Origin of the sequence: Fuscibacter oryzae (genome assembly GCF_016765795.1) — a bacterium.
In the GTDB taxonomy this organism is placed as follows: Bacteria; Pseudomonadota; Alphaproteobacteria; order Rhodobacterales; family Rhodobacteraceae; genus Fuscibacter; species Fuscibacter oryzae.
In genome coordinates, this window is the sequence record NZ_JAESVP010000005.1 from 399876 (window position 1) to 420107 (window position 20232).

The following is a 20232-nucleotide window of genomic DNA, read 5'->3' on the forward strand; positions in this document are numbered from 1 at the left end:
TGTGGAATTTTGCCATGAAGAAGATCGGTTTTTTGTCCTTTGGCCATTGGTCGCCCTCGCCCCAGTCGGGCACGCGGTCGGCGGCGGATGTTCTGCTGCAATCCATCGACCTTGCGGTCGCGGCCGAGGAGGTGGGCGCGGATGGCGCCTATTTCCGGGTTCACCATTTCGCGCAGCAACTCTCCTCACCTTTTCCGCTTCTGGCCGCCGTCGGTGCCCGCACCAAACGGATCGAGATCGGCACCGGCGTTATCGACATGCGCTATGAAAACCCGTTCTACATGATCGAGGATGCCGGCAGCGCGGACCTGATTTCTGGCGGGCGGCTGCAACTGGGCATCTCACGCGGGTCTCCCGAACAGGTGATCGACGGCTGGCGGCATTTTGGCTATGCGCCCGCCGAGGGTGAGACGGACCAAGACATGGCGCGCGACCACGCGCTGACCTTTCTGAACCTGCTGGACGGCAAGGGCTTTGCCAAGCCGAACCCGCGCCCGATGTTCCCCAACCCACCGGGCCTGTTGCGGCTGGAGCCGCATTCGGCGGGTCTGAAGGATCGCATCTGGTGGGGCGCAGCCTCGGACGCCACGGCGGAATGGGCGGCCACGTTGGGGATGAACCTGCAAAGTTCCACCCTGAAAGTGGACGAATCCGGCGAACCCCTGCACATCCAGCAGGCCAAGCAGATCCGTAAATACCGCGCCGCGTGGAAAGAGGCCGGCCACAGCCGTGCGCCCCGCGTTTCGGTCAGCCGGTCGATCTTTGCGCTGATGAACGACACCGACCGGATGTATTTCGGCACGGGCCGCCCCGAACAGGATCAGATCGGCCAGATCGACAACTTCCGCGCCGTCTTTGGCCGCAGCTATGCCGCAGAGCCGGACAAGCTGATCGACCAGTTGCGGCAGGATGAGGCGATTGCCGAGGCCGATACGCTGCTGCTGACGGTGCCAAACCAGTTAGGCGTCGATTACAACGCCCATGTGATCGAGGCGATCCTGAAGCATGTCGCGCCAGGCCTGGGCTGGCGGTAACCCACTCGGGTCAGCTTGGCTGGCGACACGCGCCAGCTTTGCCTCTATCCTGTGCGCCTACTACGCAAAAGGTCTGCCATGACGATCACGAACCAGGACGAACTGGACGGCATCAAACATATTGGCCGCATCGTTGCCAACACCCTGCAAGCCATGGCCAAGGCCCTGGAACCGGGCCTGACCACGGCAGAGCTTGACCAGATTGGCCAAGATTTGCTGGATCATTATGGTGCCGTGTCGGCCCCACGATTAACCTATGGCTTTCCCGGAGCCACCTGTATCAGCGTCAATGAAGAGATCGCGCATGGCATTCCCGGCAGCAGGGTGATCCGGGCGGGGGATCTGGTCAATATTGATGTTTCGGCCTGTTGCAACGGCTATTTTGCTGATACCGGCGCCAGCTTTCGGGTGCCGCCGGCTACCCCCGCGCTTGACCGGCTGTGCCGCGACGGCAAACGTGCGATGCAGATAGGTATTGCGCAGGTGGCCGCCGGTCGCCCGCTGTCTGGCATCGGCAGAGCCATCGGCCGCTTTGCCAGCGACCGCGGCTATACGTTGATCCGAAACCTTGCCAGCCACGGGGTCGGCCGGGCGCTGCACGAAGCCCCCGGCGAAATCGCCACCTGGCCCACGCGGGGCGACAGCCGCCGCATCGCCAGAGGGCTTGTCATGACGGTAGAGCCGTTCCTGTCGACCGGCAGTCAATGGGCAACCGAAGGCCACGACGGCTGGACCCTGTTCAGCGATTCAGGCGCACCGGTGGTGCAGTATGAACATACTGTCATCGCCATGGAGCGCGGGGCGATGGTTGTCACCCTGCCCGGCTGACTTACCCTGTCTGTCCCGCCGAGGGGGCGAACCGCCCCTCCAGCCCCTTCATCGCGCGGCGCATCTCTTCGCGGACATGCGCTGCCATGAAATCGGTGAACAGCCGCACCTTGGGGTCTTTCAGACGTCGGTGCTGCGACAGACAGGCAAGCTGGGTCGGCACCGGAGGCATCGCCTCGGCCACCGGCACAAGGCGACCATCGCGCAGATATTCTGCCACCTCGAAAATCGGCTTCATCACGATGCCGCGCCCGTCCAGCGCCCAGCCAGTCAACACATCGCCATCATCGCTTTCAAACGGACCGCCGATTTCAAAGCGGCGAGGGCCTTCGGAGGTTTGCAACGTCCACTGAAATTCCTTGGCGCCCGGAAAGCGCAGGTTCAGGCACTCATGCCTGTCGGCCACCAGCGCCGCCCCGTCCACCGGGTCGCCGCGCCGTGCGATATAGGCAGGCGCGGCGCACAGCACACGCGGACATTCGGCGATCTGGCGGACCTTCAGGGTGGAATCGTCAAGGATTCCAAGGTGAAAGGCCACATCCAGCCCCTCGGCCGTGACATCGACGATGCGGTCCGACAGGCGTAGGCGCACATCGATCTGCGGATAGATGTCCTTGAAGGCGGGCACATGCGGCGCGATGAACCGCCGCCCGATCCCCAAAGGGGCCGAGACATGAATGGTGCCGCGCGGGTTCTGCGTCACATCCATCACCGCCGCTTCGGCATCATCAATCGCCTCCAGCACCTTTTTCGCGCCATCGTAAAAAATGCGGCCGTTCTCGGTAGGTTGCAGGCTGCGCGTGGTGCGGCTGAACAGGCGCACGCCCAGATGCTTTTCCAGTTCCGAAATCCGCGCCGAAGACACCGCCGGCGAAGTGCGCTGATCCCGCGCCGCAGCGGACATAGAGCCCAATTCATAGACACGCACGAACATGCGGATGTTATTCACATAAGACATGCGGCCCCTATTTGCTGGAATGGCTTGAAAGTGATCCGGCGATTTGCACGATTAACAGAAAGGTGGACGCGGGTATAGCGTTGCGCCAAAACGGAGGCCGCGATGTATGACTGGGTTGTGCTGTGGGAAGCGGTCGAGCTTGCGGTGCGCTGGCTGCATGTGATCACGGCCATCGCCTGGATCGGGTCGTCCTTTTATTTCGTGGCACTGGACCTTGGGTTGCACCGGGACCGCGCCTTGGCCACCGGTGCGGATGGCGAGGAATGGCAGGTCCACGGCGGCGGATTCTATCACATCCAGAAGTATCTGGTCGCCCCGGCGTCGATGCCCGATGGCCTTGTCTGGTTCAAATGGGAAAGCTATGCCACTTGGCTGTCCGGCTTTGCCATGCTGGTGCTGGTCTATTATCTGGGGGCCGATCTTTATCTGGTCGACCCCACCGTGGCCGATCTGGCGGTGTGGCAGGCGGTGGCGATTTCGCTCGCCTCGCTGGCGTTCGGGTGGCTGGCCTATAACACTCTGTGCCGGGTCTTCGTGAACGCCAACCAGACCGCATTGATGGTGGCTCTGTTTGGCGTGCTGGTGGGGATGGCGTGGTTTTATACCCATGTCTTTTCCGGCCGCGCCGCACTGCTGCATCTGGGGGCGTTCACCGCCACGATCATGTCGGCCAATGTGTTCATGGTCATCATCCCCAACCAGAAAATCGTGGTCGCCGACCTGATCGCAGGCCGCGCACCCGACCCGAAGTATGGAAAAATTGCCAAGCAGCGCAGCACGCATAACAACTATCTGACGCTGCCGGTGGTGTTCCTGATGCTGTCGAACCACTACCCGCTGATCTTCGCGACCCAGTATAACTGGCTGATCGCCTGCCTTGTCTTCCTGATGGGCGTCACCATCCGCCACTGGTTCAACTCCCGCCACGCCCGCAAAGGCAGCCCCACCTGGACCTGGGCCGCCACTGCCATCCTGTTCCTGCTGGTGGCATGGCTTTCGACCACCGCAATGCGCCACCGCCCCGAGACCGACGGCGCGATGAACACCACCGCGCTGCGCTATGCCTCGGCCACCGGGTTCGACGATGTGGTCGGCATCGTGCAGGGCCGCTGTTCAATGTGCCATGCCGCCGAACCGGGATGGGACGGCATCCACTGGCCACCAAAGAATGTCGTTCTGGAAACCCCCGCCCAGATCGCCGCCGAAGCCCCGCGCATCTATCTGCAAGCCGGACTGTCCCACGCCATGCCGCCCGCCAATGTCAGCTTCATGGAACCGGCAGAGCGCGCCGCCATTGCCCGGTGGTTTGAAACAGCCTCCGCCAGCGCGCCGGGTATCTGACGGCAGCGGGGGCGTTTTGCCCCCGCACCCTCGAGGATATTTGGGCCAGTATGAAAGCGCGGGTCTTCGCAGTTCACATTGGCATAAATATCCTACGGGGTGAGACCATTGTGTTCGCCATTGGTTCAAGGACTAATGGTCTCGGGGGTGTGAAACCCCCGCTGCCGTCAGGTGCCACGGGGCTTTGCCCGCAATGTCGGCTCGGCCACGGTGGGGTCTTCGGGCCAGGGGTGGCGGGGGTACTGGCCGCGCATATCCTTGCGCACATCAGCGTAAGACGTGCGCCAGAAGTTCGGAATATCCATCGTCACTTGAATGGGCTTTTGCCCCGGTGACAGCAGGGTGACACGCAGCGGCAGGCGGTTGCGGCCCACGGTGGGATGCGTGGTCACGCCGAACATTTCTTGCAGGCGCAATTCAATACCGGGGTTTTCGCCGTCATAATCAATGGGCACGCGGCGGCCCAGTGGGGTTTCGAAATGGGCGGGCACCAGCCGGTCAAGTTCGACCTGTTGCTCCCATGACAGCCGCGCCTTCAGTGGCTCTGTCAGGTCCAGCGCACGCAGGTCGGCTTCGGTCTTTACCGGGCGCAGATGGGGCAGCAGCCAATCCTCCAGCCCCGCCAGCAGGGCGGTATCGGTGCAATCGGGCCAGGCATCCCCGCCGCCGCGCGCCAATTCGATCCGCGCGCATAGGCGGCGGGCAGAATGCGTCCACGGCAGACCGATCTGGCGCAGCCCGTCCAGCGCCGCACGCGCCAGCGCCTGCGGTTCGGCATCGGTCAGCGGCCGGTCATCCAGCGCAATCGCGCCGAACATTTCCTGCCGCCGCGCCACCACCCTGCCCTCGCGCCGCGACCATTCCACCACATCGCGCCAGTGGATATGGGCGCCATGCACCGCGCGCAGTTCGGCCTCGGAAATCGCCACCGCCTGCCGCACGGTCGCCTCGCGCGCGTCGCCGTCGAGATCGGTTGCCACGATCAGGCGCGCACCGACAAGCGGCGTTCCGGCCTCCATTGCAGCGCCTTTGCCACCGGACAGCAGCCACCGCGGCGCATCGCCCTTGCGGCGCAGGCCCACCCGGTCGGGATAGGCGAGGGCCGCCATCTGCCCAAGGCTATATCCTGCGCCCGTGCCAGCCCCACGCGCCAGCCGCCGGGCCTCATCCCTAATCCGCTCAACCACCGGGCGCGACAGGGGCCAGGGGTGGTCCCGCTCATATCCCTTGGGGTCAGTGACCGCCTTGAGCCGCAGCGCAAGGTCGGGCGGTGCCCCCCGGATCGGATCGCGTTCAGCCATCAGCGCAGCCAAGGGGGCCGCGTCGGCCCCGGCCACCGCCAGCATATGTCCAAGGCGCGGATGCAGCGGCAGGGCGGCCAGTTTCCGGCCGTGATCGGTGATGCGGCCCGCGTCGAGCGCGCCCAGACCTTCCAGCAGACTATGCGCCTCGGCCAGAACGCCGGGGTTGGGGGGCGTCAGAAACGGCAGCCGGTCATCGCCCCACAGCGCCAGTTCCAGCGCCAGCCCGGTCAGATCGGCGCTTTCGATCTCGGCCGGGGGGAAGGGGTGCAGGCCACCCTCCTCGCCCTTGGTCCACATCCGGTAGCAGACTCCTTCGGCCACCCGGCCGGCGCGGCCCCGGCGCTGTTCAGCCTCGGCCTTGGTCACCCGTTCTGTCACCAGTCGCGACATGCCCGACCCGGCATCGAACCGCGCGCGGCGCGACCGGCCACCGTCCACAACCACCCGGATATCGGGCAAGGTCAGCGAGGTTTCCGCGATCGAGGTCGCCAGCACCACCTTGCGCCCCGCCACCGGGGCCAGCGCCGCGCGTTGTGCGGCAAAATCCATCGCGCCGAACAGGGGGCGCACCGCAAAGCCATCGCCCAGCCGCAGCGCCGCCTCTACCCGGCGGATCTCACCCTCACCCGGCAGGAACACCAGAACGCCGCCCTCAGGGCAGTCTTCCACCGCCTGCCGCACCAGAGCCGCCACGGCCGCCTCATACCGCATCGAGGCGTCAACCGGACGGGGCAGCCAGCGGGTTTCAACCGGAAAGGCCCGGCCTTCTGAGGTGATCAGCGGCGCATCGCCCATAAGCGCCGCGACGGGCGCCGCATCCAGCGTGGCCGACATCACAACCAGCATCAGATCGTCGCGCAGCGCACCACGGATCTCCAGCGTCAGCGCAAGGCCCAGATCGGCATTCAGGCTGCGTTCGTGGAATTCGTCGAAGATCACGCAGCCGACGCCGCGGAGTTCGGGGTCGGACTGGATCATCCGGGTCAGGATGCCTTCGGTCACCACCTCGACCCGGGTGGTTTTCGATACCTTCGCCTCGCCTCGAATGCGGTAGCCCACGGTTTCGCCGACCGCTTCGCCCAAGGTCTCTGCCATCCGTTCCGCCGCCGCCCGCGCCGCCAGCCGGCGCGGCTCCAGCATCACGATGCGGCCCGTAACCAGTGGCAGGATGTCCAGCGGAACCCGCGTGGTCTTGCCAGCGCCGGGCGGGGCCTGCAACACCGCCTGCCCCTGCGCCATCAGCGCGGCACGCAGGGCAGGCAGGGCATCGTCAATCGGCAGGCGCGGCAGGGTGGTCATGCCGCCTTATCGCCGTTTCAGCCGCACCTTTCCATAGAGCGTCTGCACCTCTGCCCCAGCCAGCGCCATGCCCACGCCATCAGACCCATAGGTCAGGCGCAGCGCGAACTGCCGCCTCTCGTCCATGTCTTGCGGGCGATAGCCATCGACACGGATAAAGCGACCAGTGCAGGCCACCCCTTCAGGCCCGGTCTGCGTCGCCTCCAGCACCAGCGAACTCAGCCGCTGACCGTCAAAGACCTGCAAGCGCTGCCCGCACTGCACCGCCGACAGGACCAGCAGAATGGCGCTGGCCGGGTCCAGTACGCCTGCGGACGCGACCGCTGGCGCAACCTCTTCGGCCGGATCGGCGCGATAGGCCACAACCTGCACCCCATCCGCTTGCCAGCGCAGCCGGGCAGTGGAAACGCGCCGCCCAGTATCGGCGCTTTCGGCATAGCTTTGCGGCTGCAAGCCCTGATCCGCCATCCCCACCGCCGCTGCCTCGAACCGCACCGCCCGCACCACGCCTGCCAGCCCGGCGCTGCGGATCATCAGCCGCGCCTCATATCCAGCCTTTCCCTGCGTTGCCTGCAAGGTAAGCCGCCCGACCCGCAAGGGACCATAGGTCAGGTCAAAATCAAAGGTCTCGGCCCTCGCCGTGCCGCCTGCCACCAAGCACAGGGCAAGGACAATTTCGCGCAACCCCACCTGTCCGCCTCCACTGGTCAACACCCGGTCCTTCCGGCTAGATGGAGCCGATTTGCAAAACGGTGATGACGAGGCACAGATGGCAACGGTGGCGGAACTGGCAAACGGCATCAAGGCGGGTGACCGCCGCAGCCTTGCCCGCGCCATCACCCTGGTGGAAAGCGGTCGGCCCGACCACCGCGCACAGGCGGTAGAGTTGCTGTCGGTGCTTGGCACTGCGCGGCAGGCGCTGCGCATCGGCCTGTCGGGCACGCCGGGGGTGGGAAAATCCACCTTTATCGAGGCATTCGGCCTGATGCTGACCGGCATGGGCAAGCGCGTTGCCGTGCTGGCGGTCGATCCGTCTTCGGCCCGCTCGGGTGGGTCAATCCTCGGTGACAAGACGCGGATGGAACACCTTAGCCGCGATCCGATGGCCTTCATCCGCCCCTCGCCCAGCCAGGCGCAAATGGGCGGTGTCGCCCGGCGCAGCCGCGAGGCGGTGGCGCTGTGCGAAGCCGCCGGGTTCGACGTGGTGCTGGTCGAAACCGTCGGTGTCGGCCAGTCTGAAACCATGGTGGCCGAGATGTGCGACCTGTTCCTGCTGTTGCTGGCCCCTGCGGGTGGCGATGAATTGCAGGGCGTCAAGCGCGGCATCATGGAGATGGCCGACCTGATCCTTGTGAACAAGGCGGATGGCGACCTGAAACCCGCCGCACTGCGGACCATGGCCGATTACGCGGGCGCGCTGCACCTGTTGCGCAAACGCCCGCAAGACCCGGCAGGATTTCCCAAGGCGATGGCTGTTTCCGCCGTCGAGCAGGCCGGTCTGGCCGAGGCATGGGCCCAGATGCAAACCCTTGCCGACTGGCGCCGCAGTCATGGCCACTGGGACACCCGCCGTGCCGACCAGTCCCGCCACTGGTTTGAAGCCGAAGTGCGCCATGGCCTTCTGGCAGCCCTTTTGCGCGAACCGACCAAGGGCATCATGGCAGACCTTGGCAACAGGGTTGCCAAGGGGACCACCACGCCAGAGGCGGCGGCGGCAGAGATGCTGGCCCTGCTGGGCAAACCGGGCTGACCGGCCCGCCTTGGCCCCAACAGCGCGCTACAGCAGCAGGCGTTTCGTTGTCCGCGCAAACGCACGCCGCATCGCAGGCACGATCCCGGCCCCGAAGGGGTGCAGCGCAAGGTGAACCGTCTCGCCGGTTTTGGCGGCCTCGTCTATCGCCAGCAGGGCGCGCATATCGGCCAGCCCCTCTTCTCCATCGGCTTCGGGAGGGGTTTTTGCGGCGATACACTCCGAGAAATAGGCGATCTGGCCTGCGAAATGATCTACCTGATCAAAGGCGGTGGTCTTTTCCTTGCCATCGGCGCGGATCGTCAACCGCAAGGCGGATTCAAACTTGAACGCCGGATCAAGGATCAGCTCGCCAGTGGCCCCGACAACCCGGATCGATTCTGACATGCCAGAGCCGAAAGAGCAGAAGAATTGCGCAAGCCGTTCACCGGGAAACCGCAGTGTCACGGCAAGGCTGGCGTCAATCTCGGCAAAGCGGGGGTCATTTGCGGGACGGCTGGCCATGGCCTGCACCGCAATCGGCTCTGCCGCAAAGACGTGCCGCGCGGCATTCAGACAGTAAACGCCCACATCGGGCAGCGCCCCGCCCCAGTGCCCCGCCTTAAGCCGGTGGTTGCCAAGCTGCGACTGAAAGCCGAAGGTCGCGGCGAAATAGACCGGATCGCCGATCTTGCCGCTCCGCACCGCCTCTATCATGGCATGGGTGCCGGGTTCGTTGTGCAGCCGATAGGCCGTCATCAGGAAGGCACCGCTTTCCTGTGCGGCGGCCACCATCGCCTCGCTTTCCTGCAACGTGGTGGCAAGCGGCTTTTCCACCATCACATGCTTGCCCGCCCTTAGCGCGCGAATGGCATAATCGGCGTGCATCGAGTTGGGCAGCGCGATGTAGACCGCATCGATCCGGTCGTTGGCCAAAAGGGCGTCATAGCCTTCATAACCAATGGTTTCCGGCACGCCGTGAAATGCGGCCAGCTTGCGGGCCGCTTCGGGGCTGCCCGACACGATGGCCTGCATCCGCGAATTTCCGGTCAGGGCAACCGCAGGCATGAAGGCTTCTTGCGAAATCCAGCCCGCGCCGACGACAGCATAACGTATCATGGCAAACCCTTGTCAGATGTGCGGGATGCGCCCGAAGGCGCATCTGTCAGGCCGCCAGATGGGCCGGTTTCTTGCCAAGGATGATCATTCCCAGAATGTCATCATCGGTCACCTCGTTCACATTGACGGTGCCAACAAGCTGGCCATTCTTCATGACCGAGGCGCGATCACACAGCTTCATGACGTTGTGGATGTCATGCTCGATCAGGAAGATGCCAAGGCCCTGCGCCTTCAGCTCTTGAATAAGCTCTGCCACCATCTGGGTTTCATGCGGGCCAAGGGCGGCGGTCGGTTCGTCCATGATCAGGATCTTGGCGTTGAAATAGACCGCGCGGGCAATGGCGACCGACTGGCGCTGACCACCCGACAGCGCCTTTACCGGCACGTTGAACTTGCGAAAGTTCGGGTTCAGCCGCCCCATGATCTTGCGGGTCTCGGCCTCCATCTTGGCGTCATTGACCAGACCGCGCGACATCAGCTCTCGGCCCAGAAACAGGTTCGCGCCCGCATCAAGATTGTCGGCCAGCGCAAGCGTCTGGTAGATCGTCTCGATGTTATAGGCGCGGGCATCGCGCGGGTTGCGGATCTCGGCCTTTTCGCCGTTGATCAGGACTTCACCGTGATCGGCCTGATAGGCCCCGGCAAGCACCTTGATCAGCGTCGATTTTCCTGCCCCGTTGTGGCCCAAGAGGCCGACAACCTCGCCGGGATAAAGGTCGATCGAGACATGATCCACCGCCTTGATGCCGCCAAAAGAGATCGAGATGTCGCGCATCTCGACCAGCGGAGTGCGTCCTGCATTGCTCATTTTGCCAGCCCCATGCGCTTGCGATAGATGATGTCAACCCAGACGGCGATCACCAGGACCAGCCCGACGACGACGTTCTGGAAGGGCGTATCCACGCCGACCATGGCCATGCCCGATTGCAGCGACTGCATGATCAGGGCGCCAAGGACCGCGCCATAGATGGTTCCCACCCCGCCAGCCAGCGCCGTTCCCCCGATCACCGCCGCCGCGATGACGCGCAGTTCCTCCAGCATGCCGATGTCATTGCCATGGCTTTGCAGGCGGGCCTGTGCGATCAGCCCGGCAAGGGCGCACAAGAACCCCATCAGCGCAAAGATCTTGACCGTCAGGGCGCGGGTGTTGATGCCTGACAACTCAGCCGCATCCGGGTTGCCTCCGGTGGCAAAGATATAGCGGCCAAAGCGGGATCGGCGGGCGATCAGGGTCATGCTCACCGCGACCACGATCAGGATGATGACCGAAATCGGCAGGCCGTGCATCGCGGTATAGCCCTCTGGCATCACCTCGCCGCGGGCCTGAAACAGCCGCTTCAGCTTGGCCTCCGGCACCGGATAGCGCGACAGCCATGTCACAAACAGCAGGATGGCCCCGGCAACGATCCCCATCATCGCGCCCTCAGCCCACGCCGGTTTGACCACAAAGCCATGGCTCAACTTGTTCTTGCGGGCTGAATAGAGCGCAAAGACCGCAGCCGCCGCAGCCAGCGCGCCAAGCGTCATGCTGATCGGCGCGCCCAGCACGCCTTCGGTGCCGCCGAACATCAGCAGGTTGGGGTCGGTCAGGGAAACCGACTGACCGTTCGTCGTGTACCAGTTGATGTTGCGCCAGACGAACAGGCCGCCCAGCGTCACGATAAAGGAGGGGATGGTCTGATAGCCAACCAGCCAGCCGGTCAGCGCGCCCATTCCGGTGCCGACAGCAAAGCCGATCAGGATCGTGACCACCAGAATGACGGGGCTGCCGTATTCAAGGCCCAGCGCCGATGGCAGCCAATAGGCCTGGCTCATCGCCATCACGGCGGAACACATCGCCAGCATGGAGCCGACCGAAAGGTCGATATGGCGGGCCACGATCACAAAGACCATGCCGCAGGCCATGACGGCCACAGGAACTGCCTGAACCGAAATGTTAAAGACGTTGCGCGGACTGACGAAGGTGCCGCCCGTCCAGATGGTGAATACGATGGCAATCGCGGCAAAGGCGACCAGCATCCCCAAAAGCCGGACATCCAGTTCCAGCGTGTCGATGATGCTGCGCTTTGGCGCGGGTGCGGCGACGGCCTGCCCGGTATCTGTCATGTTGTTCTCCCTCCCCTCGGGCCAGCGCATGGGACTGCCCGTCCAGTTTGCGTGGCGCCCCGGTGATCCGGGACGCCACGGCCTTCAGCCCGGTCTTGTTACTTGCAGACCTCGACGCCAGAGACGCCAGCGCACAGCGTTTCCTTGGTGATCCAGCCCGCCTCAAGAACCACATTGAGGTTGTCCTTGGTGATCGGAACCGGTTTCAACAGAACCGAGTTCAGCTCTTTGCCGCCGGGCGACTTGAACATGGCCGACCCTTCAACCTTGTCCATCGCCGTGCCCGAGGCCAGCGCCACAGCAATCTCGCCAGCGGCCTTGCCAAGCGCGCGGCTATCTTTCCACACCGATACCGTCTGCGTGCCCAAGGCGACGCGGTTCAGTGCGGCCATGTCGCCGTCCTGCCCCGAAACCGGAATACCGGCCATGCCTTGTGCGGTCAGTGCTGCAACCACGCCCCCGGCCGTGCCGTCGTTCGAGGCGACCACGGCGTCAACACCGTTGTTCGTCTCAGTCAGGATCTGCTCCATGTTCTTCTGGGCGTTCGCGGGCTGCCAGTCTTCGGTATAGGCCTCGCCGACGATGGTGACGTCACCGGCATCGATTGCGGCCTGAAGAACCTCTTGCTGACCGCCGCGCAGGAAGTCAGCGTTCGGATCGACGGGCGAGCCCTTGATCATGACATAGCGGCCCTTCGGCATCGCCTTCAGCACTTCGCGCGCCTGCATCCGGCCCACTTCGACATTGTCGAAGGTCAGGTAAAAGGCGCGGGGGTCTTCGATCATGCGGTCATAGCCGACCACAGGGATACCGGCGTCCTGCGCTGCATCCAGCGCCGGCCCGATAGAGGCCGAGTCCTGTGCCAGAATGATCAGCGCCGAGCAGCCTTGGGTGATCATGCCTTCGATATCGGCAAGCTGTTTGGTGGCAGAGGTCTGCGCATCCGCCGAAATATATTCCGCACCCGCCGCATCCAAAGCGCCCTTGATCGCGGCCTCGTCGGTTTTCCAGCGCTCTTCGCGAAAGTTCGACCAGCTAACGCAAACTTTCATATCCGCAGCCGAAGCAGCAGAGGTCAGGCTCGCCACCGCGACGGAAGCAAGCAACAGGGTCTTTTTCATTCGTATTCCTCCCATGGAATCACCGGCCCTCTGGCCGGCTGGCGACTGCCGCCTGCTGGCATAAAATGCGGTTTAAAAAACTTTGTCAAATTTTGTTTTTGACAATTTTCTTTGCAATAATCACTGCAACGCGTTGCAGCAATCCCCCCGGCATTGCGGGGGGCGCTGCCGCGTGACAGGGCGCCTGTCAGGCCGATATCGGCAGCAGAGCCGCCAGATATTCAAAGCTCGCCCGCAGATGCGACCGAAGGTCCGGGTCTTGCTGCACGGCGGGGCTGAACGGCTCCATCGAGACAAAGCCCGAATATCCGGCAGCGATCAGGCGGCGCAGTTGTCCAATGTTATCAACGCGGTCGTCGATAAAGATCAGGCCACGGTCCGGCTCGGACAGGTCGGCAGGCAACAGGTCGGGGCGAGAGATGCCCGAGATATGGGCCAGCCCGATCCGGTCGGGAAACAGCGCCACATCGCCGCACCGGAAAAACTGAAACGTGTCAAAGCATAGCTGATAGGCATCCCAGCCATCGACATCCGACACCGCCGCAACGGCCATCTCCTGCCGCTTCATGGTGGACCCCTTCATTCCAAGGGGTTCCACATAGCCCGTAACCCCATGATCTTTCAGGATCGGGCGCAGGTTTTTCAAGCCGTCGCGCAAATTGCGCTCGGCTTCGGCGTCGGACCAGCCGTGACCTTCGGTATGCACGGGGCACAGAACCACCCCCGGCGCGCCCAGCGCAGCGGCATAGGAAATGATCACCTCTGCCTGACGCGCGCGCTCTGGCGTCCAGTCGTTGAACCGTTGCAGCGCATTCACCGATGCAACGGCCAGACCCGCCGCCTCCAGCCGCGACTTCACCTCGGGCGCGGGGGTGCCATCGGCACATTCGTGCCCTTCGATGTCGTTGCGGATTTCCACCGCCTTTGCGCCGGATGCCACGGCAAGCGCGATGAAATCGGCCAGGGAAAGCTGCGGCGCGCAGGTTCGGTTCAGGGCAAAGCGGAAGGGCATGATGGTTTCCTTGAAAGAGTGCCCGGGTCAGGCATAAAGATCGGGGCGCGCGCCAAGGGATAGGTTGACCCTGGCGGCGCCCTGCAATGCGGAGACAACCTGCTCTGCAACAACCGTTGCAACATAACCGTCCCAGGCCGAGGCCCCTGCCGCCTTGCCGCTTGCGACCGACCGTACCCAGTCATTCATCTGGATGCGGTAAGCGTCGCGAAAGCGCGGCACCCAGTTTTCGGGATAGGTATGGCCATGATGCAAGCTGCCGTTCGTCAGCGTCACCGCAGGCTGCGCCATCTGCACCGTGCCCGCCCGCCCGACAAGCTGGGCATGAACGTGATAGCCATAGCGCGCATTCATGAAAACTTCGGTCGAGACCAACTGTCCCTTGTCCGTCTCCATCGTGATCAACAGCGGGTCGCCCCCCGGCGCGGTATGCACGGTGGCCGTCACCGGGTCTGCGCCTAGCAACCAGCGGCTGATGTCAATCTCGTGTACGAAAGAGTTCGTCACCGCCATCGGGCCGGTGAACCAATCTGGCGCTGCGGCGTTGCGATGCACGTTGTGCAACAGGACGGGGTCGCCAATCATACCCGCATCCGCCGCGTGCTTCATCTCGACATAGGCCGGATCAAAGCGGCGCATATAACCGATCTGCAAAAGCCTGCGGCCCAGCGCGACCTCGGCCTCTACAATCCGCAAGGACTCGGCGGTGGTTGCCGCAAGGGGTTTTTCGCACAGCGCGGGCTTGCCCTGCGCAAGGCAGGCCAGCGCCAGCCCGGCATGTGTGGCATCGGGCGAGGCGATGACCACCGCCTGAACCCGGTCCGACGCAATCAGCGCCAGCGGGTCGGCAAAAACCGCCGCGCCCTGTGCCAGCCGCCCGGCCCGTTCACCATCGGCATCGCATATCGCGGTGACCGTTGCGCCTGCCGTTTCCTCGCGCAGCAGGCGCAGATGTTCGGCCCCCATCACACCCAGACCGATGACCCCGACCGCAAGCGTCATTTCACATCAATCCACCGCTGTTCGCGCGAGGAGGTCTGAATCGTCTCAACCAGTGTCTGGATGCGCAGCCCTTTGCGAAAGTTGAACGGTTCCGGCCCCTTGCCAGCGATGGCAGCCACATAGCCCGCCACTTCGATGGCCTTCAGGTCGTTAAAGCCAAGCTGGTGGCCCGGAGCGACGCAGAACAGGCCATAGGGGGCGTGGTCTGGGCTGGCCTCAATCCGGCGAAAGCCCTGCCGCCCCTTGGCGTCGGCGGTGCTGAAGAAATGCAGCACGTTGAAATGCTCTTGGCTAAAGGCCAACGCGCCCTTGGTGCCGTAAATTTCAAAGTCGTGCTGCATCTTGCGGCCCGTGGCGATCCAGTTGCCTTCTATGCTGCCCGTCGCGCCATTTTCAAACCGCAGGAAGGCGCGGCCTACGTCATCGACCTCGACCTTGCGGGTGCCGCCCTTGCCGTCGGGGCGTTCGCCGATCATGGTCACACAATCGCCCATCACCCGGGTGATCGGACCGCACAGATGTTCGGCCGTTGCCAGCGCGTGGCTGCCGATGTCGGCCAGCGCGCCGCCCCCTGCCGGATCATGGCGGAAGGTAAAGACCCCGGCCGGATCTGCCATGTAATCTTCGCAATGAATGCCGCGATAGCCGCGGATTTCGCCCAGTTCGCCCGCCGCAATCATCTCGCGCGCAAGGGTCATCATCGGGTTGCACAGATAGTTGAACCCAACTTGGGTTTTCACGCCCGCCGCCTCTGCGGCCAGCGCCATCTCATAGGCATCCTGCGCCAGCGGCGCGAGCGGCTTTTCGCAATAGACATGCTTGCCCGCCCGGATCGCGGCCAAGGCCATTTCCTTGTGCAGCGCATTCGGCGCGGTAATGTCCACCACGTCGATTTCCGGGTTGTCGATGATGCGCCGCCAATCCGCCGTGGCATGAGCAAAACCAAAGGCCGCCGCCGCCCGGTTGGCCGCATCCACCGTGATATCGGCCACGGTGTGCAGTTCCAGATCATAGGGAAGGTCGAACACGCGGGGTGCCGAGGCAAAGCCGAACACATGGGCCTTGCCCATAAAGCCGGTGCCGATCAGGCCGATGCGAAGCTTCGGTTTTGTCATTTCACAAATTCCTTCATGCCACCCAAGGCAGCCCCGTTGACGATAAGCGCCGGGTCAAGACGACCGGCAAAGAAATCCAGCACGTTCTGCACCGAGGCAATGGCCATGCGTTCAGCACATTCCACCGTAAGGGCGGCGTTGTGGGGCGTGAGAACCGCCCGGTCGAGGCCGAAGAGCGGGTGGTCCGTGCCCGGTGGCTCGTCAGAAAACACCTCGATCCCGGCCCCGCCGACTCGGCCATCGCGCAGGGCGTCGGCCAGCGCCTTTTCGTCAACCAGCCCGCCCCGGGCGGTGTTGACGATCACGGCGGTGGGCTTCATGCCTGCCAGTTCCGCAGCCCCCAGAATGGCATGATCGGCGCGCGGCAGATGCAGCGAAACGGCGTCCGCAAGGGCAAGCGCCTGCCCAAGATCGCCCACGCGGATGGCAATATCTGGCCAGGCGTCTTCGGAAATAAAGGGATCATGGGCGTGAACCTCCATTCCGAACGCACGGGCCATGCTGGCCAGATGTCGTCCGATCCGGCCAAAGCCCACGATCAGCAGCCGCTTGCCCGCAACCTCTTGGGTCTGCAAACCGTTGCGCCAGCCCCAGTCCCCTGCCCGTGTGGCCCGGTCTGCCGCAATCAGCCTGTGCGTTGCCGCAAGGATCAGCATCATGGCATGTTCAGCCACCCCGGCAGAGTTCACATCGCCGACGATGCACAGCGGAATGCCCCGCGCCGTCAACGCACCCATATCCACCGCATCATACCCCACCCCATGCCGCGACACGATTTTCAGGCCGGGCGCTTTGGCGACAGAGGCGACACCCAGCGGCTGGGTGCGGATGACCATGGCATCAGCCTTGGGCAGATGGGCTTGATAAGAGGCCTCTGAAATGTCCTCGACATAATCGAAGGTCAGGTTCGGGGCCTGCCGCAGCAGGGCAAGACCCGATGGATGCAGCTTTCCGGCAATCAGAAGATGCGGCATCAATAGGCCCCCTTCTCGGTTTTGACGAACTGGCCCTCGGTCAGCTTGCGGAACCCCGCCACAGCCGCCCCCGCCGCCGCCGCAAGGAACCGCGAATCCCCGCCGACCGTCGTCATGTCAAAACCCCAGCCGATGGCCCGCGCGGCATAGTCGGGCGCTCCGCAATGCAGGGCGGCGCGGAGACCGTTCTTCTTGCAGGCGGCCAGAATGGTTTGCAGGGCGGCAATCATCTCTGGCTCCTCCCGGTCAAAACCGGGGGCCAGCCGCCCTTGGGTCAGCGAAAGGGTCAGGTCGGCGGGGCCGACATAAATCCCGTCCAGCCCCGGCGTTGCGGCAATGGCATCAAGGTTGGCCATGCCTTCGGCGGTTTCGATCATCGCAAAGGCCAGGATGTTGTCATTCGCCTCGCCCGCGTAATTCGCCCCTGCCGCGAATGACACGCGCGTGGGGCCAAAGCTGCGCTGGCCATGGGGCGGATAGCGCAGATAGCTGACAAAGCGGGCGGCATCCTCGGCGGTGTTCACCATCGGGCAGATGATGCCATAGGCCCCGGCATCCAGCGCCTTCATGATGATACCCGGCTCGTTCCACGGCACGCGGGCCATCAGCGTGACCCCGCTGGCCCGCATCGCCTGAAACATCGGCAAGAGGGCAGAATAATCCAGCGCGCCGTGCTGCATGTCGATGGTGATGCTGTCAAACCCCTGCGCCGCCATGATTTCGGCGGTGAACGGGTTGCCGATGCTGCACCAGCCGTTGATCGTGGGCTTGCCCGCGGCCCACAGCGATTTGAGCTTGTTCGCAATCATGCCCACACCATCTGGCTGGATTTCACATCAAGGTAATCGCGGATGCCCTCGGTTCCGCCCTCACGGCCCATGCCGGAATGGTTGGTGCCGCCAAAGGGGGCCTCGGACGCCGCCATGGCGAAAGAGTTGATGCCGACCATCCCCGCTTTCAGCACCGCAACGGTTCGCCGCGCGCGGGCGGGCGATTGCGTGAACGCATAGGCCGACAGCCCCATGTCGCTGGCATTGGCGCGGGCCAGCACCTCGTCCTCGGACCCAAAGCGGGTGATCGCGGCGATGGGGCCAAAGTTTTCCTCGGCCATCACGGCCATGTCGTCGGTGCATCCGGTCAGCACCGTCGGCGCAAAGAAATGACCCGCGTTAAAGCCTGCCGCGCGTGCGCCACCCGTGGCAACCTTTGCCCCGGCCGCAACGGCACCGGCCACGATCTTTTCCATCTCGGCCAGACGGCCGCCGTTGATCAGCGGCCCCATCCCCGTGGCCGGGTCCAGCCCGTCGCCCAGTTTGATGGAGCGGGCCCGCGTCACGAACCCATCCACAAAGGCATCATGCAGGCTGTCATGCACATAAAACCTGTCGCCCGTCACGCAAACCTGCCCGGCATTGGCGAACTTGGTCGGAACGGCCACGTTCAGCGCCGCCTCCAGATCGGCATCGTCATAGATGATCACCGGGGCATTGCCGCCCAGTTCCATCGACACTTTTTTCAGCGTCGTCGCCGCGTCGCGGATCATCTGCTGACCAACCCGCGTTGATCCGGTCAGCGACACCTTGCGCACACGCTTGTCGGCCATCAGCGGCGCATAGGTTGCCGCCGTCGGCCCGATAACCAGGTTGACTGTGCCGGGGGGCAATCCGCCCGCCCGAACACAGTCAACCATCACCATCGCCACACCGGGAGTCTGAGAGGAGGGGCGGACGATGATGGAACAGCCCGCAGCCAGCGCTGGCGCGACCTTGCGCGCAATCAGGGCTGCGGGAAAATTCCACGCCGTGAAGGCGGCGACAATTCCCACGGGTTCGTGGTGAACCTCAAACCGCCCGCCCGGCACGCGGGATTCGACGATACGGCCATAGATGCGCCGGGCCTCTTCGGCGTACCAGCGGAACTGGTCGATGCTGAGCGCCCATTCCCGCGCCGCCTGCGCAATGGGCTTGCCGGTCTCGGTTGAAATCATCCGGGCCGCCTCATCCGTACGGCGGATCATCTCATCCGCGACACGGTGCAGCGCGTCGGCCCGGTCAAAGGCCGGGGTGGCCCGCCAAGCCGCAAAGCCCGCTTCGGCAGCAGCCAGCGCCGCCTGGGTATCTGCCACAGACGCAACCGGGCAATCCCCCAGCGATTGTTCGGTCACCGGGCTGAAAACCGGCGCCGTCTCACCATCAGCACTTGGACGCCAAGCGCCATCGATGAACAGGCCAAAGCGGGAATACATCAGACGATCTCCTTGACGGCGATAACACGCGCCTCGGCGATGGATTTCAGCGCCGCCTCTGCCAGAACCAGCGCAAGCCGGCCGTCCTCGAACCCGACCGAGGGCGCGCGACCGGCCTCGACCGCCTCGACAAAGGCGGAAATCTCGGCATCAAACGCCTCGCGATAGCGTTCGATGAAAAAGTTCAGCAGCGGCTCTGCCCGGTCTGTAAACTCGGCCGTGTGCAGGCTCATCTGATGCGGGCGGCGGTTTTCCGACAGCGCCATTCCCTTGGTGCCCAACGCCTCGACCCGCTGGTCATAGCCATAGACCGCCTGACGAGAGTTGTTGATGATCGCCTGCTTGCCGCTTGCCGTTTTCAGCACAACGGTCACGGTGTCGTAATCGCCCAGCTTGTCCATCAGCGCCGGATCAACCAACCGCGAGCCGGTGGCGAACACCTCGGTCACCTCTTCGCCCAGAATAAAGCGCGCCATGTCCAGATCATGGATCGTCATGTCGCGCAGAATTCCGCCCGAAACGGCGGTATAGGCCGGGGGCGGCATTCCGGGATCGCGCGAGGTGATGACAACCTGATGCAAGTCGCCAATGTCGCCCGCCTCGATAGCCCTGCGCACGGCGGCATGGCCGGGATCAAACCGGCGCACGAACCCAAGCTGGATCGGCACCGAAGAGCCTGCAATGACCGCTGCACAGCGGTTCACGCGATCAAGGCTCAGATCAATCGGCTTTTCGCACAGCACGGGTTTGCCCGCGGCAACCGCCATTTCCAACAGATCGGCATGGGTGTCGGTCGCGGTTGCGATCAGCACGGCATCAACGTCTGGCGACGTGAAAGCCGCCTCGGCAGAAGCGAAGACCGGCGCGCCCGTTTTCGCAGAGACCGTTGCCGCGGCAGGGGCATGGATGTCGAACACCCCGGCAAGGGCGGCGCGTGGATGCGCAGCAATGTTGTTGGCGTGCATCACGCCAATGCGCCCGCAGCCGAGCACAGCGATCCGGATCATCAGAGTCCTCCCGATTCAGTCAATGCAATAATCATTGC

General features: G+C 64.0%; 18 protein-coding genes. 4 read left to right on the top strand and 14 right to left on the bottom strand.

The features are described 5' to 3' along the window. Positions 1–14: 14 nt before the first annotated feature. On the top strand, positions 15–1034 hold the full coding sequence (locus JI744_RS12505; RefSeq protein WP_202661443.1) for an LLM class flavin-dependent oxidoreductase: 1020 nt from the start codon (positions 15–17) through the stop codon (positions 1032–1034). 78 nt (positions 1035–1112) lie between these two features. Then, positions 1113–1862, top strand: coding sequence for a type I methionyl aminopeptidase (gene map / locus JI744_RS12510; RefSeq protein ID WP_202661444.1), 750 nt, complete (start codon positions 1113–1115; stop codon positions 1860–1862). Position 1863: 1 nt separating this feature from the next. Here map and JI744_RS12515 read toward each other — a convergent pair whose 3' ends face one another. Next, positions 1864–2820: a LysR family transcriptional regulator gene (locus JI744_RS12515; RefSeq protein WP_202661445.1), complete on the bottom strand. Its 957-nt coding sequence runs from the start codon at positions 2818–2820 to the stop codon at positions 1864–1866. A 102-nt stretch (positions 2821–2922) separates the two neighbouring features. Here JI744_RS12515 and JI744_RS12520 point away from each other — a divergent pair, with 102 nt between their 5' ends. Continuing rightward, positions 2923–4161, top strand: a complete 1239-nt coding sequence (locus JI744_RS12520) for a urate hydroxylase PuuD (RefSeq protein WP_202661446.1) — start codon at positions 2923–2925, stop codon at positions 4159–4161. Positions 4162–4328: 167 nt separating this feature from the next. Here the strand turns inward: JI744_RS12520 and hrpB are convergent, their stop codons facing one another. Continuing rightward, positions 4329–6764 carry an ATP-dependent helicase HrpB gene (hrpB, locus tag JI744_RS12525; RefSeq protein WP_202661447.1) on the bottom strand — a complete coding sequence of 812 codons (2436 nt, stop codon included), beginning with the start codon at positions 6762–6764 and terminating at the stop codon, positions 4329–4331. Between the two features lie 6 nt (positions 6765–6770). Beyond that, positions 6771–7478, bottom strand: a complete 708-nt coding sequence (locus JI744_RS12530; protein ID WP_202661448.1) for a DUF3108 domain-containing protein — start codon at positions 7476–7478, stop codon at positions 6771–6773. A 55-nt stretch (positions 7479–7533) separates the two neighbouring features. Between JI744_RS12530 and meaB the strand changes: the two genes are divergently transcribed. After that, a complete protein-coding gene (gene meaB, locus JI744_RS12535) occupies positions 7534–8514 on the top strand; it encodes a methylmalonyl Co-A mutase-associated GTPase MeaB (protein WP_202661449.1) in 981 nt (326 codons plus the stop codon). 27 nt (positions 8515–8541) lie between these two features. On the opposite strand, the gene JI744_RS12540 is transcribed toward meaB, so the two are convergent. From JI744_RS12540 to iolG, 11 genes are all read right to left on the bottom strand, one after another. Then, positions 8542–9612, bottom strand: coding sequence for a Gfo/Idh/MocA family protein (locus JI744_RS12540; RefSeq protein ID WP_202661450.1), 1071 nt, complete (start codon positions 9610–9612; stop codon positions 8542–8544). Positions 9613–9658: 46 nt separating this feature from the next. Beyond that, the gene (locus tag JI744_RS12545) at positions 9659–10420 is read right to left on the bottom strand and encodes an ATP-binding cassette domain-containing protein (RefSeq protein ID WP_202661451.1); all 762 of its coding nucleotides are present in this window, start codon (positions 10418–10420) and stop codon (positions 9659–9661) included. Further along, on the bottom strand, positions 10417–11718 hold the full coding sequence (locus JI744_RS12550; protein WP_202661452.1) for a sugar ABC transporter permease: 1302 nt from the start codon (positions 11716–11718) through the stop codon (positions 10417–10419). Before JI744_RS12550 ends, JI744_RS12545 begins: the two co-directional genes overlap by 4 nt. A 98-nt stretch (positions 11719–11816) precedes the next feature. Next, on the bottom strand, positions 11817–12839 hold the full coding sequence (xylF, locus tag JI744_RS12555; protein WP_202661453.1) for a D-xylose ABC transporter substrate-binding protein: 1023 nt from the start codon (positions 12837–12839) through the stop codon (positions 11817–11819). Positions 12840–13026: 187 nt separating this feature from the next. Beyond that, complete coding sequence (locus JI744_RS12560; protein ID WP_202661454.1) at positions 13027–13851, bottom strand: TIM barrel protein; 825 nt, start codon at positions 13849–13851, stop codon at positions 13027–13029. Between the two features lie 27 nt (positions 13852–13878). Further along, positions 13879–14853 (bottom strand): Gfo/Idh/MocA family protein, encoded by a 975-nt coding sequence (locus JI744_RS12565; RefSeq protein ID WP_202661455.1) that lies wholly within the window; start codon positions 14851–14853, stop codon positions 13879–13881. After that, positions 14850–15968 (bottom strand): Gfo/Idh/MocA family protein, encoded by a 1119-nt coding sequence (locus JI744_RS12570; protein WP_202661456.1) that lies wholly within the window; start codon positions 15966–15968, stop codon positions 14850–14852. Before JI744_RS12570 ends, JI744_RS12565 begins: the two co-directional genes overlap by 4 nt. Then, the gene (locus tag JI744_RS12575) at positions 15965–16942 is read right to left on the bottom strand and encodes a hydroxyacid dehydrogenase (RefSeq protein WP_202661457.1); all 978 of its coding nucleotides are present in this window, start codon (positions 16940–16942) and stop codon (positions 15965–15967) included. The genes JI744_RS12570 and JI744_RS12575 overlap by 4 nt, the downstream gene beginning before the upstream one ends. Next, positions 16942–17751 carry an HpcH/HpaI aldolase family protein gene (locus tag JI744_RS12580; protein WP_202661458.1) on the bottom strand — a complete coding sequence of 270 codons (810 nt, stop codon included), beginning with the start codon at positions 17749–17751 and terminating at the stop codon, positions 16942–16944. Before JI744_RS12580 ends, JI744_RS12575 begins: the two co-directional genes overlap by 1 nt. Continuing rightward, positions 17748–19187, bottom strand: coding sequence for an NAD-dependent succinate-semialdehyde dehydrogenase (locus tag JI744_RS12585; protein WP_202661459.1), 1440 nt, complete (start codon positions 19185–19187; stop codon positions 17748–17750). Before JI744_RS12585 ends, JI744_RS12580 begins: the two co-directional genes overlap by 4 nt. Continuing rightward, positions 19187–20194, bottom strand: coding sequence for an inositol 2-dehydrogenase (gene iolG, locus JI744_RS12590; protein WP_202661460.1), 1008 nt, complete (start codon positions 20192–20194; stop codon positions 19187–19189). Before iolG ends, JI744_RS12585 begins: the two co-directional genes overlap by 1 nt. Positions 20195–20232: the final 38 nt, after the last annotated feature.